We start from the raw sequence: 13,689 nt of genomic DNA on the forward strand, positions 1-13,689 counted from the left end.
TGCCGGTTGTTTTTGTTTTATGATAAGATATAAGTTGCTTTGGTGGGTACTGCTCGCCATACATACGTTTTCTCAACACAGAAATGATGACGTATCCCTTTAAACTCTTTGTGCGTGAAACAGGTCCGCTGAAAACGGGAGATCATTCATTGCCGTTAACACTCTTGTGCTAGCGGCTATTTTTTCAAGCACTTTCCCTTCAACGGCTGATGATGGTCATATGCCGTGTTTCCGTGATATTTATCATGCGGCGTTTATTATACTTATAAAAGGCAAAATTAAACATAAGACGTTCTACTATTAAAAGAGATAAGCAGTTAGCTCGGAAAGAGAGGCATTCCATGAACTTGGAAGAAATTCAAGATCCTCAATTTTTAAAAACACTTGGGCCAGCAGAGCTTAATCAGCTTGCGTCAGAAATCCGGTCGTTTTTAATTAATAAACTAAGTGTCATGGGCGGCCATTTAGGCCCGAACCTAGGCGTTGTAGAATTAACATTAGTTCTTCACAAGCTGTTTAACAGCCCGAAAGACAAGTTCATCTGGGACGTCGGACATCAAGCGTATGTTCACAAAATCCTTACTGGACGGGCGAGCCAGTTCGATACATTGCGCCAATACAAAGGCCTTTGCGGATTCCCTAAACGCTGCGAAAGTGAGCATGATGTATGGGAGACCGGCCACAGTTCTACTTCGCTTTCTGCTGCGATGGGCATGGCGATCGCCAGGGATCTTAAAGGCACGGATGAGAAAGTGATCGCTGTGATCGGAGATGGAGCGTTGACTGGCGGGATGGCACTTGAAGCACTCAATCATATTGGTCATGAGAAGAAAGACTTGATCGTCATCTTAAACGATAATGAAATGTCGATCGCTCCAAATGTAGGGGCACTGCACAATGTCCTCGGCCGTATGCGCACGGCAAGAAAATACAATAAGGCCAAGGATGAGCTCGAGTCGCTCATCCGCAAAATACCGGCCTTTGGCGGCAAGCTCGCAGCCACAGCAGAACGGCTGAAAGACAGCTTGAAATACCTGCTGGTTTCCGGCATGTTCTTTGAAGAGCTCGGTTATACGTATCTTGGACCTGTGGATGGCCATGACGTAGAGGACCTGCTTGAAAACCTGGCCTATGCCAAGAAGACAAAGGGTCCCGTCATTGTTCATGTCATCACGAAAAAAGGAAAAGGCTACAGCCCTGCAGAGCTTGATACGAATGATAACTGGCACGGAGTAGGACCGTATAAGATGGAATCCGGAGAGCTTATTCCTCAAGAAAAAAGCGGACCTTCTTATTCGGGAATCGTTAGTGACACCCTTGCACACCTATCTGAAAAAGATGACCGCATTGCCGTGATCACTCCTGCCATGACAGTGGGGTCTAAGCTGGTACCGTATGGCAAGAAATTTCCTGACAGATTATTTGATGTAGGGATAGCAGAACAGCATGCAGCCACGATGGCAGCAGGTATGGCGACTCAGGGCATGAAGCCTGTCCTCTCGATCTATTCCACCTTCTTGCAGCGTGGATATGACCAGGTTGTTCACGACGTCGCCCGCCAGAATTTGAACGTTCTTTTTACTATCGATCGTTCAGGACTAGTCGGCGCAGACGGAGAGACCCATCAAGGTGTGTTTGATATTGCCTTTTTGAGGCATATACCAAACATGGTCATTATGATGGGGAAAGACGAGAATGAACTGAGAAATATGGTCTATACAGCCATTCAATATGATGAAGGACCCATAGCTGTTCGATTTGCACGAGGGAATGGATTTGGAGTGGAACTTGATGAGGCATATGAGCAGATTCCTATCGGCTCGTGGGAAGTGCTGAAAGAGGGCACCGATGCGGCGATCTTAACGTTTGGCACAACGATTCCAATGGCTATCAAGGCATGGGAAGTCTTGGCGAAGCAAGGAATATCGGTTAAGGTCATTAATGCGCGATTCATCAAGCCGCTCGATACAGAGATGCTGAACAGTCTAATACAAGAGAATATTCCGCTTCTTACAGTAGAGGAAGCGGTGCTTCAGGGGGGCTTTGGCAGCGCGGTGCTCGAACACTTAGCTGACGAGCAGGCGTTTCATATTCCGGTGGACCGCATGGGAATTCCCGACAAATTTATCGAACATGGCAGTGTCACCAAGCTTCTTGAAGAAATCGGCTTAACAGAAGAAAATCTTGTTAAACGCACAAAAGCATTAGTGGAGAGAAGAAACAGCAAAAAAGGAATGCTTACATGAAAAAAGAAAGAATCGATGTGCTTCTTGTTGAACGGGGACTCATCGAAACGCGTGAAAAAGCGAAAAGGTCTATAATGGCAGGCCTTGTTTATTCAGGAACAGAAAGATTGGACAAGCCTGGCATGAAGATTGATAATGAGGCGCCATTAACCGTTAAAGGCTCTGTGCTTCCGTATGTAGGAAGAGGCGGATTGAAGCTTGAAAAAGCGATCAAAGAGTTCGGTCTTGACCTGAACGGCAAAATTGTTCTGGATATTGGGGCATCGACTGGAGGCTTTACCGACTGTGCTTTGCAAAATGGAGCACATTATGTTTACGCGCTTGATGTCGGCTATAACCAGCTTGCCTGGAAGCTAAGGAACGATGAAAGGGTCGGCGTGATGGAACGGACCAATTTCCGCCATGTCACACCTGACATGCTGCAAGAGGGCATGCCTGACTTTGCGACAATCGATGTATCCTTCATTTCTGTCCGGCTGATTCTGCCCGTTTTAAAGACCATTCTCAAGCAGGATGGACAAGCTGTCGTCCTTATCAAACCGCAATTTGAGGCTGGGCGCGACGAGGTCGGAAAAAAAGGGATCGTGAGGGACCCGGATGTCCATGAGAGAGTGATCAAGGAGATGCTGGAATTCTCCGAAAAAGAAGGCTATAAGCCGCTTGCTCTGTCTTATTCTCCCATAACAGGGGGAGACGGCAACATTGAGTTCCTGCTGCATCTTGAAAACCATTCCGATCCATCAGACTTTCCGTACACTCGAGCATCAGAGGTCGTGAAGGAAGCCCATCTTCATTTGAAAAAAGAGCGGACATAACGTTCGCTCTTTTTTCACACTATTGGCCATCCTCCATTGTCAACCATTACGGTTTCTTTAAATAAATGTACAAGAACTCTGCAATATTATAAGATAAAGTCAAAAGCTGATGGATGTAAGAGGTGCACGTATGAATAAAGGACATCGACATATTAAGATTCGCGAAATTATTGCCAGCCATAATATTGAAACGCAGGACGACCTCGTCGATTCGCTCAGGAACGCCGGATTTAACGTGACACAAGCTACTGTTTCCCGAGATATTAAAGAGCTGCATCTTGTAAAAGTTCCCATGAACGACGGACGCTACAAATACAGCTTGCCTGCAGATCAGCGGTTTAATCCGCTTCAAAAACTCAGAAGGACACTGATCGACAGCTTTATTACGATTGATCAAGCCGACCATCTTATTGTGATGAAAACGCTGCCGGGAAACGCCAATGCAATCGGTGCACTCATTGATAAGCTGGACTGGGAAGAAATTATGGGGACCATCTGTGGTGACGATACCATTTTGATCATCTGTCGATCAAAAGATGTCAGTCCGGAAGTATCGCAGCGTTTTCTTGATATGCTCTAAACTTTTGAATTAAAAGGTGTGATGAAATGTGCTGGCGGAATTAACTATCCGTAATTTTGCGATTATTGATTCTTTAGGCGTCTCCTTCAATAAAGGTTTGACTGTCCTGACGGGTGAGACAGGTGCTGGGAAATCCATTATTATCGATGCCATCGGTCTTCTCATAGGAGGTCGGGGCTCTTCGGAGTTTGTCAGATACGGTACAGCGAAAGCGGAGATAGAAGGCCTTTTTCATTTTGATGAAAATCATGCTCTCATGCAAAAGTGTGAAGAATTCGGAATCTCAGCTTCAGATGGCATGGCCGTTTTGAGGCGTGAGATCAACGAAAACGGAAAGAGCGTGTGCCGGGTGAACGGCAAGCTTGTGACACTTGCCATTTTGAAGGAAATCGGCCAGACGCTCATTGACATCCATGGCCAGCATGAAACACAGTTTCTGCTTCAGCCAGAAAAGCATTTATTCCTGCTCGATTCTTTTGCAGGGAAAGAATTCGCTCTATTGCTGACAAAGTATCAGGAAACCTATGCACACTATGTGGATATTCAAAAACAGTTGAAGAATCTGACGGAAAACGAGCAGCAAATGGCACAACGGATGGACTTGCTTCAATATCAGCTCGAAGAAATCGATGCTGCCGGCCTGAAAGAGAATGAAGATGACGAGCTTCAAGAAGAGAAGAACAAGTTATCCAACTTCGAAAAGCTGTACAAGCATCTTCACGATTCATATGAAAACTTATACGGAGATGGACGCGGACTAGACCTTGTGTCTAACGCGCTGGCAGAACTTTCTGCAGTGTCTATGATTGACGATGATTTACGCAAAAAGGAAGAAAGCCTGGCAACCTGCTACTACGCACTTGAGGATCTGGCTTTTCAGATCCGTGATTCATTCGAGTCTCTTGAATACGATGCAGGAAGGCTGAACGAGATCGAAGACAGGCTGAATGAAATAAGTAAATTGAAGCGCAAATACGGGCATACTGTCAAAGAAATCTTGAACTATGCTGAATCGATCAGAAAAGAGCTTTTCGTCATACAAAATAAAGATGAAAACATTGACGCGCTTAAGAAGAAACATGAAAAAATAAAAGAAAAGCTGTCTGCTGAAGCAGCTAAGCTTTCAAACAAAAGAACGAAGCATGCCGCAGTCCTTAAAGAGGCGATTCAAAAAGAACTTAAAGAGCTGTACATGGAAAAAACGCAGTTCGATGTGATGGTTGAAAAGGGATCATTCTCTGGAGAACGTGAATTTGGCCCTTATGGAATGGATGACGTGGAGTTCTATATTGCGCCAAATCCGGGCGAACCATTGAAGCCGCTGGCAAAAACGGCATCAGGCGGGGAACTCTCACGTGTCATACTTGCATTAAAAAGTATCTTTACAAAGCACGAAGGCGTTACGTCCATTATTTTTGATGAAGTGGATACAGGTGTTTCAGGTCGTGTCGCTCAGGCGATCGCAGAAAAAATATACCGAGTATCGTCAGATTCCCAAGTGCTTTGCATCACACATCTTCCTCAAGTTGCAGCAATGGCTGATACCCATCTGCATATCGCGAAAGATACGGAAGGCAGCAGGACTGTAACAAAAGTGACCGCGTTAGGCTCGCCTGAAAAAATTCAAGAAATCGGGCGGATGATTTCGGGTGTTGAAGTGACGCACATCACGAAAGAACATGCTAAGGAACTGCTCGATCTTGCCCTTCATTTTAAACAGACTTCCTAAATTATACTTTGTTAAAGCTATCCAAAACAGGATAGCTTTTTGTGTAAAGTGAAGTTATAATCTCGCTCACTGAAGGCAAGATTAAAGGTACAGCCATGGTGGAGGTGTGGGACCAGGAGCGAGGAGAGTGAAATATGTATGCAGAAATAGCAAGGCGCTTCCTTGGCGTTGTGCTGCTAGGAAGTTTGATCGGTGCCAGCTTCCTGCCTCCGGTCCGTGATTATGCGAGCATGCCGGAAAGCGTGATGGCATTTGCCGGGCAAGAACGGCAGGCGGGTGAAGTTCCTGCTGGAGCCAGTCTCCATTCTTCAGACGAGACGGTGTTCACGGTTGGAAATGCAGCAGATGGCAAAATATTAATAGATCCCGTTAACGAAGGTGATTCTGTGGCTACACTAGAGGCAGCAGGTTTTCCTTTGAAGAAGATGCATGTCAGTGTTAGTAAAGACATCAAAGTGGTACCGGGGGGACAGTCTATCGGTGTCAAACTGAATACGCTCGGCGTTTTAGTTGTCGGACACCACCTAGTGGAGACCTCAAACGGCAAAAAGTCGCCTGCAGAACTGGCAGGCATACAGGTCGGGGATATCATCACAAAAATTAACGGTGAACCAATCGAAAAGATGGCAGATGTGACGCCGTTCGTCAAAAGCTACAGCGAAAACAAGACACCGCTGAATGTAACGGTCATTCGTAATAAAAAAACTCATCAAAAAAAGCTTGTGCCACTTGAAGACAAGCATGACAAGTCTTTCCGCATCGGCCTTTATATCAGGGATTCCGCAGCCGGAGTAGGAACTCTTACATTTTTTGAACCGAAATCATTCAAGTACGGTGCTTTGGGCCATGTTATTTCAGACATGGACACGAAAAAACCGATCATTGTCAACAATGGTGAAATATTGCGTTCGACGGTAACATCGATCGAAAAGGGCTCAAATGGCCATCCTGGCGAAAAGCTTGCCAGGTTCTCGAACGATCAGCATACGCTTGGCAGCATCACAAGAAACAGCCCCTTTGGCATTTTTGGGAAGCTGAACGAAAGAATGGATAATGGCGGCTGGGATAAGCCCCTTCCAGTAGCATTCTCAGATCAGGTAAAAGAAGGACCTGCCAAAATCCTGACAGTAGTAAACGGAAGCAAAGTTCAAGAATTTGATGTGAAAATTATCAGTTCAGTTCCACAGAAATTTCCTGCGACAAAGGGAATGGTGATAAAGATCACCGATCCGAAGCTTTTGAAGCTGACTGGCGGAATCGTGCAAGGTATGAGCGGCAGTCCGATCATACAGGACGGAAGGCTGATAGGTGCCGTCACACACGTTTTTGTAAACGATTCTACATCAGGATATGGCGTTCATATCGAATGGATGCTCGATGAAGCGGGAATTGATATATACAACGATAAAAAACAAGCAAGCTGACGAGACGTATTAAAAACCGGTGTATGCCGGTTTTTTTGTTTTCTTACAGCTTATTAAGAATGTACATAGTATATCGTGACTTTTGTTTGAAAATTATGTACAATAAGTGAGAAATAAAGAAAATTCGACATATCCAAGTAACGGTATTAACATATTGTCGAAATTCAAAGTAAATTGAAGATAAATAAAGCAAATAGATGAAAATGTAAAATAAAATAAAAAATATAATGTTTTTTAGAGGGATTTACGGTTAATTGTTGAAAATGTTATAAGGGCAAACAAGAAATTGTTGGATGGGGAGGAATAAAAATGAAAAAAATTAAAGTGTGTCTTGCGGATGATAACCGAGAATTAGTGGGTCTATTGAAAGAGTACTTATCAAGCCAGGATGACATGGAGGTAATTGGTGTAGCCTACAACGGACAAGAGTGCTTGTCTGTTCTAGAAGGCCGCAATCCTGATGTGCTGGTGCTTGACATCATCATGCCTCACCTTGATGGACTTGCAGTGCTGGATAAAATACGAAGCAGTGATGATCTGCCGCAGCCTAACGTGATTATGCTTACAGCGTTCGGGCAGGAAGATGTAACGAAAAAGGCGGTTGAACTTGGTGCTTCCTATTTTATTCTAAAACCGTTCGATATGGAAAATTTAGCCAGTCAGATCCGCCAAATTTGCGGAAGCGAGACATCTCATAATCGTTCCTCCTCACAAACAAGGTCTAGCTTTTCATCCATCAAACAGCCGAGAAACCTTGATGCCAGTATTACGAGCATCATTCATGAAATCGGAGTTCCTGCTCATATCAAAGGATATATGTACTTAAGAGAAGCCATTTCTATGGTATACAACGACATTGAATTGCTTGGTTCGATTACGAAGGTATTGTACCCGGATATCGCGAAAAAGTTTAATACAACAAGCAGCCGTGTGGAGCGTGCCATCCGCCACGCCATAGAAGTGGCATGGAGCCGAGGAAACATTGACAGCATCTCTTCTCTGTTCGGATACACGGTTTCCATGTCTAAAGCCAAACCTACGAATTCAGAGTTCATCGCTATGGTCGCGGATAAGCTTCGCATCGAGCATAAAGCGGGCTGATAGCAGCCGATTATATTGAAAAGCCAGCAGGATTATTTTCCTGCTGGCTTTTTACGTTCTATCTTTGTTTATTTTTGTTTTGAAACCTCGGCTGTACCTTGCTTCGTTTCTTGTCACGGTAGAAAATGAAGCCGCCGACAAACGCTAGTCCGATCAGTAAACTAAAGAATCCGGCAATAAATTGAAGGGGAAGGTTTGAAAACGGGGTCTGTAAAACGCCGAACAAAGTGTCCCTCATCCACTTGATCCCAAATACCGCAAGCAAGCCTGGTATGACCATGATAAGTAAAGCCAATAATCGCTGCACGTTCATCTCTCCTTACAATGGTAAGTGTACCGTTTTCACGGCACCTTGTCATTAAGATTAATGTTGCAAATGCTTTCACACTGCTATATCATTTTATTTAGAGAATCATGAAAAAAATTGCAATGAGCGGAGAGAAGACCATGCAAAATGCTGTTTTGCTTGGGGATTTACGTGATATTCACACACTTATTCTTTTGTTTCAGCGCTCGGAAATCATTTTTCCTCTCGCTGTCATGTCCAAGGATATAAGTGGAGATCATTATTATGGAATTCCGGTTATGAAAGGCCAGGAAAGCAACATTAATGGTTATGAATACATCGTTTATTCTCCTGATTACCAAATTCAAGCGTTTCAGCTTGCTAAAGACAATGATGCAGGGCTGCTGCCTGCCGGTCATGTCCGGCTGCTTTTTGAAGAAATGTTTCAAAACGAAAGCCGGATGCCCGCACTGAAAAACCAACTCGTCACCAGGGATATCATTTTAGACAGCACTCATGACGGCATGATTGCGATCGATGAAAATGGAAGCATCACGCTTTTTAATAAAAGTGCAGAAAAAATGACTGGTATCACAAAAGACGAAGCGATCGGGCTGCCTATACTTGAAGTGATGCCCAATAGCCAGCTTCCGCGCATTCTGCGGACTAAGACCGAAGAGATCAACCGTGAACAGATGCTGCCGAACGGAACGAAGATTTATACAACTCGATTGCCCATCGTAGACAATGAGGGCAACACGCTCGGAGCCTTTGCTGTATTCAAGGATATTACAGAAATCGTTGATATGGCTGAGGAAGTAACGAACTTAAAAAGTATTCAAAGCATGCTGCATTCTATCATACAGTCCTCTGAGGAAGCTATTTCGGTTGTGGATGAAAAAGGAAATGGATTGATGATCAATCCTGCTTATACGAGGCTGACTGGCTATGCAGCGGACGAAGTCATCGGGAAACCAGCTACGATTGACATAACAGAAGGGGACAGCATGCACATGCAAGTTCTGAAGACGCGAAAACCGGTCAGAGGAGCTCGCCTTAAAGTTGGTCCGAAGAAACGGGATGTAGTCGTCAACGTGGCTCCCATTCTGGTGGATGGGCAGCTAAAAGGAAGTGTCGGGATCATCCACGATGTGTCTGAAATAAAGTCGCTTACCGAAGAATTAACGAGAGCGAGGCAGATTATCCGCACGCTTGAGGCAAAATATTCGTTTGAGGATATTGTGTGGTCTTCTTTAGAAATGGAGTTTGCCATCGAACAGGCTAAGCTGGCTGCTTCTACTCCAGCTACTGTGCTGCTAAGAGGCGAATCAGGTACAGGGAAAGAATTGTTTGCTCATGCTATACATAACGCCAGTGACCGTAAATACAGCAAATTTATTCGTGTGAACTGTGCAGCCATATCAGAATCACTCCTTGAAAGTGAGCTGTTCGGCTATGTAGAAGGAGCATTCTCTGGCGCCGTTCGCGGTGGTAAAAGAGGATTATTTGAAGAAGCGAACGGCGGTAGCATCTTTTTGGATGAAATAGGAGAACTCGCCCTCACGACTCAGGCGAAATTATTGCGAGTGCTGCAAGAAAAGGAAATCCGCCGTGTGGGGGATACTAAGTCTATTCCCATCAATGTTCGTGTGATAGGCGCGACAAACGTTAATTTAGAGGCAAAGATTGCGGAAGGATCATTCCGCCAGGATCTTTATTACAGGCTGAATCGAATGCCGATCTTTATCCCGGCGCTGCGCGAGAGAAAAGGGGATATACCTTTGTTGGCCGCTCACCTTCTTCAAAAGCTTAATCAGGATTATGGAAGGAATGTAGAAGCTCTGACGGATGATGCGGTGCTTGCATTAAAAGAATATGACTGGCCGGGGAATGTGCGGGAGCTTGAGAATGTGCTTGGCAGGGCGATTATTCATATGGAGCATCATGAACATTTGATCGACCGCGTTAAATTAAATGTTTTAAAAGCTTCAGTAGCATTGGATGTAGATCATAACTCCGTGACCATCCAACCCCTTAACTCGCAAATTGAAGAATTTGAGAAGAAAGTCATTATTGAGACATTGGAACAGTGCGGGCATAATAAAACGAAAGCAGCCAAGACATTGAACGTCTCACTTCGAAACTTTTATTATAAAATTGAAAAATATGGCATTAATTCATAATCCATCCACGAAAGTTTTTGCGTGCTTATTTCTGCATGGTGTGCAAATTATTGCGTTATAGAAAAGCCTTTGTTGTAGGTCATACATGATTCGAAAGTTGGCATGAAACTTGCAATAGATATTGCGGGGAGAAGGAGGCGGAAATTGACGTGCTGTTAAATACAATCGTAGAGGAAATTCGGAATTCTAACATACAGCCAATTATTGCTGTCGCAGCGGCTGCAGATGAAGAAGTCATCGAAGGCGTAGCTCTTGCTGTAAGAGCGAGTATTGCATCCTTCCTTCTTTATGGACAGGAAGAAAAGATTTCGTTCTTCTTAGAAAAAGAAGGGCTGTCAGGGTCTGAGAGCTTAACCATCGTCCCATGTGATGATAAAGAAGCGGCATTGGAAGCCGTAAAAGCTGTCCGCCAAAACCATGCTCATATTGTCATGAAAGGGATGGTTTCTACTTCTACACTGTTGAAAGCTGTGCTGCACAAGGAACATGGATTAAGGACAGGAAAGGTTTTATCCCATGTGGCGGCTTTTGAGGTGAATGGGTTCGAGCGCCTCATTTATGTGACCGATGCGGCGATGAATATTGCCCCGGATTTGATGCAAAAAGCGGAAATCATCCAAAATGCCATTACGTTCGCTGCCTCCATCGGCACTCCACATCCTAAAGTGGCCGTGCTTGCTGCTGTTGAAAATGTGAACCCAGCAATGACTCCAACTTTAGACGCTGCGGCGCTGACGATGATGAACAAGAGAGGGCAGATAGTTGACGGGATCGTAGAAGGTCCGTTGGCTCTCGATAATGCGATATCTCCGGAGGCTGCAGAGCATAAGGGAGTTCATGGAGAAGTCGCAGGACACGCCGATATCCTTGCCGTTCCAAATATCGAGACTGGCAACATCCTGTATAAATCACTGATGTATTTTGCCAAAGCAAAGGTGGGTGCGGTCATCTTGGGGGCAAAAGCGCCTGTTGTCCTCACATCTAGGGCAGACAGCGCAGAGAGCAAGTTTTATTCGATCGCGCTTGCGGTTAAATCGTTGAACAGAAAACAGTAACCTACACTACTCAACTTAGGAGGAATAACAAATGGAAATTTTTAAATATATGGAAACGTACGATTATGAGCAAATGGTGATCTGTCAGGATAAGCAATCTGGTCTTAAGGCAATCATCTGCATTCACGACACCACATTAGGCCCGGCACTCGGGGGTACAAGAATGTGGACGTATGATTCTGAAGATGCGGCGATCGAGGATGCGCTCCGTCTCGCTCGCGGCATGACGTATAAAAACGCAGCTGCTGGCTTAAATCTTGGCGGCGGAAAAACCGTTATCATCGGAGACCCGAAGAAAGATAAGAACGAAGAAATGTTTCGAGCGTTCGGCCGTTACATTCAGGGCTTAAACGGCCGCTACATCACGGCAGAAGATGTTGGTACGACGGTTGAAGATATGGATCTCATTTACCAGGAAACACCATTTGTTACAGGCGTATCACCAGCGTTTGGCTCTTCAGGCAACCCGTCACCGGTTACCGCATATGGGGTATACCGCGGAATGAAGGCAGCTGCGAAAGAAGCATTTGGAACGGATTCTCTTGAAGGGAAGACGATCGCAGTACAAGGTGTGGGTCACGTTGCGTTTACATTGTGCAAGCATCTTCATGAAGAAGGCGCGTCTCTTATCGTGACAGATATTAATAAAGAAGCGGTACAGCGTGCGGTTGATGCGTTCGGTGCTAAAGCAGTAGAGCCTTCTGAAATTTACAGCGTGGACTGTGACATTTTTGCTCCTTGTGCTCTTGGTGCGATCATCAACGATGAGACGATTCCACAATTAAAAGCAAAGGTCATCGCAGGTGCAGCAAACAATCAGCTCCGCGAAACCACACATGGCGATCTTATCCATGAAATGGGAATCGTGTATGCACCAGACTATGTAATCAACGCTGGTGGCGTGATCAACGTGGCCGATGAGTTAAACGGGTACAACCGCGACCGTGCGATGAGAAAAGTAGAAACGATTTATGACAACATTGAAAAGGTAATCGAAATTTCAAAACGCGATAAAATCCCAACATATCTTGCGGCTGACCGTCTGGCAGAAGAAAGAATCGAGCGTATGAGAAAATCAAGAAGCCAATTCCTTCTGAATGAGCGCCATATTCTTTCGCAGCGTGTCAGATAAAGGCAAGGAAGGAGGAAAAGAATCGTGCAGCAAAAAGATTTTCGGCTATTAGTCATAAACCCGGGTTCAACCTCTACGAAAATTGGCATTTTTGATAATGAACGCTCAGTATTTGAAACGACAATCCGCCATGATATCGAGACAATCTCTGAGTTTGAGCATGTTATCGATCAATATGCTTTCCGGAAGAATACGATTCTTGAAGCTCTGGATAAAGAAGGCATCAACATCTCGAAATTGAGTGCCGTAGTCGGCCGCGGGGGACTTTTGCGTCCGATCGAGGGCGGCACATATGAAGTGAACGAGCAGATGCTCGAAGACCTGCGTATCGGATATTCCGGTGAACATGCTTCCAATCTCGGAGGCATCATCGCCCATGAGATCGCAGGAAACTTAAATATTCCTTCCTTTATCGTCGACCCTGTCGTCGTCGATGAGATGGAGCCTGTCGCCCGCATCTCTGGTGTACCTGAAATGGAACGAAAGAGCATTTTTCATGCTCTTAATCAAAAAGCAGTGGCAAGGCGTGTAGCGAAATCTCTTGATACCCCTTACCATAAGCTGAACTTAATTGTTGTTCATATGGGCGGAGGCATCACCGTGGGTGTTCACCGCGGCGGACGTGTCATAGATGTGAACAACGGACTGCATGGAGAAGGGCCGTTCTCTCCAGAGCGGGCCGGAACGGTGCCTGCAGGCGACCTCGTTTCTATGTGCTTTTCAGGCGAGTACTATGCCGAGGAAGTCATGAAGAAACTGGTCGGACAAGGCGGGCTTGTCGGGTATTTGGGAACGAACGATGCCCGTGAAGTGGAGAGCATGATTGAACGTGGAAACAAAAAAGCCGCGCTTTTGTATGAAGCGATGGCGTATCAGGTTGCCAAAGAGATTGGAGCGGCGAGCACCGTTCTTTCAGGCAAAGTGGATGCGATCATCCTAACTGGCGGCCTTGCGTATGGAAAGGAATTTGTAAAAAAGATCACGGATCGCATTGAATGGATCTCAGACTGCATCATCCAGCCTGGTGAGAACGAATTGCAGGCTCTCGCAGAAGGTGGACTGCGGGTGCTCATGGGCGAGGAAGAAGCGAAGAGTTATCCGAATACAGCAGTAAAAGAGCAAGTCAAGCGATAGTGCA

11 protein-coding genes are annotated in these 13,689 nt (G+C 45.3%); 10 read left to right on the top strand and 1 reads right to left on the bottom strand.

From position 1 onward, the window contains the following. Positions 1 to 341 precede the first annotated feature (341 nt). The 6 genes from dxs to spo0A all read left to right on the top strand — a co-directional run bounded on the left by dxs (position 342) and on the right by spo0A (position 7,895). Positions 342 to 2,246: a 1-deoxy-D-xylulose-5-phosphate synthase gene (gene dxs / locus ACFQPF_RS02060; protein ID WP_379745771.1), complete on the top strand. Its 1,905-nt coding sequence runs from the start codon at positions 342 to 344 to the stop codon at positions 2,244 to 2,246. Beyond that, a complete protein-coding gene (locus ACFQPF_RS02065) occupies positions 2,243 to 3,061 on the top strand; it encodes a TlyA family RNA methyltransferase (RefSeq protein ID WP_379745774.1) in 819 nt (272 codons plus the stop codon). The genes dxs and ACFQPF_RS02065 overlap by 4 nt, the downstream gene beginning before the upstream one ends. A gap of 130 nt (positions 3,062 to 3,191) precedes the next feature. Further along, positions 3,192 to 3,641, top strand: coding sequence for a transcriptional regulator AhrC/ArgR (gene ahrC / locus ACFQPF_RS02070; RefSeq protein WP_094250297.1), 450 nt, complete (start codon positions 3,192 to 3,194; stop codon positions 3,639 to 3,641). Positions 3,642 to 3,669: 28 nt separating this feature from the next. Then, positions 3,670 to 5,370, top strand: a complete 1,701-nt coding sequence (gene recN / locus ACFQPF_RS02075) for a DNA repair protein RecN (protein WP_379745777.1) — start codon at positions 3,670 to 3,672, stop codon at positions 5,368 to 5,370. A gap of 134 nt (positions 5,371 to 5,504) precedes the next feature. Continuing rightward, a complete protein-coding gene (spoIVB, locus tag ACFQPF_RS02080; protein WP_379745779.1) occupies positions 5,505 to 6,794 on the top strand; it encodes a SpoIVB peptidase in 1,290 nt (429 codons plus the stop codon). Between the two features lie 309 nt (positions 6,795 to 7,103). Continuing rightward, entirely contained in the window at positions 7,104 to 7,895 is a 792-nt protein-coding gene (gene spo0A / locus ACFQPF_RS02085; protein WP_379745782.1) for a sporulation transcription factor Spo0A, read from the top strand. Positions 7,896 to 7,953: 58 nt separating this feature from the next. Here the strand turns inward: spo0A and ACFQPF_RS02090 are convergent, their stop codons facing one another. Continuing rightward, the gene (locus ACFQPF_RS02090; RefSeq protein ID WP_379745785.1) at positions 7,954 to 8,202 is read right to left on the bottom strand and encodes a DUF2627 domain-containing protein; all 249 of its coding nucleotides are present in this window, start codon (positions 8,200 to 8,202) and stop codon (positions 7,954 to 7,956) included. Positions 8,203 to 8,309: 107 nt separating this feature from the next. On the opposite strand from ACFQPF_RS02090, the gene ACFQPF_RS02095 reads away from it, so the two are divergent. The 4 genes from ACFQPF_RS02095 (at position 8,310) to buk (ending at position 13,685) form a co-directional block, all read left to right on the top strand. Then, a complete protein-coding gene (locus ACFQPF_RS02095; RefSeq protein ID WP_379745788.1) occupies positions 8,310 to 10,364 on the top strand; it encodes a sigma-54 interaction domain-containing protein in 2,055 nt (684 codons plus the stop codon). Positions 10,365 to 10,513: 149 nt separating this feature from the next. Continuing rightward, positions 10,514 to 11,419 (top strand): phosphate butyryltransferase, encoded by a 906-nt coding sequence (gene yqiS / locus ACFQPF_RS02100; RefSeq protein ID WP_379745791.1) that lies wholly within the window; start codon positions 10,514 to 10,516, stop codon positions 11,417 to 11,419. 31 nt (positions 11,420 to 11,450) lie between these two features. Next, on the top strand, positions 11,451 to 12,551 hold the full coding sequence (gene bcd / locus ACFQPF_RS02105) for a branched-chain amino acid dehydrogenase (RefSeq protein WP_379745794.1): 1,101 nt from the start codon (positions 11,451 to 11,453) through the stop codon (positions 12,549 to 12,551). A gap of 24 nt (positions 12,552 to 12,575) precedes the next feature. Beyond that, positions 12,576 to 13,685 (top strand): butyrate kinase, encoded by a 1,110-nt coding sequence (buk, locus tag ACFQPF_RS02110; protein ID WP_379745797.1) that lies wholly within the window; start codon positions 12,576 to 12,578, stop codon positions 13,683 to 13,685. Positions 13,686 to 13,689 lie beyond the last annotated feature (4 nt).

Source organism: Fictibacillus iocasae (assembly GCF_042665465.1).
GTDB lineage: Bacteria > Bacillota > Bacilli > Bacillales > Fictibacillaceae > Fictibacillus > Fictibacillus iocasae.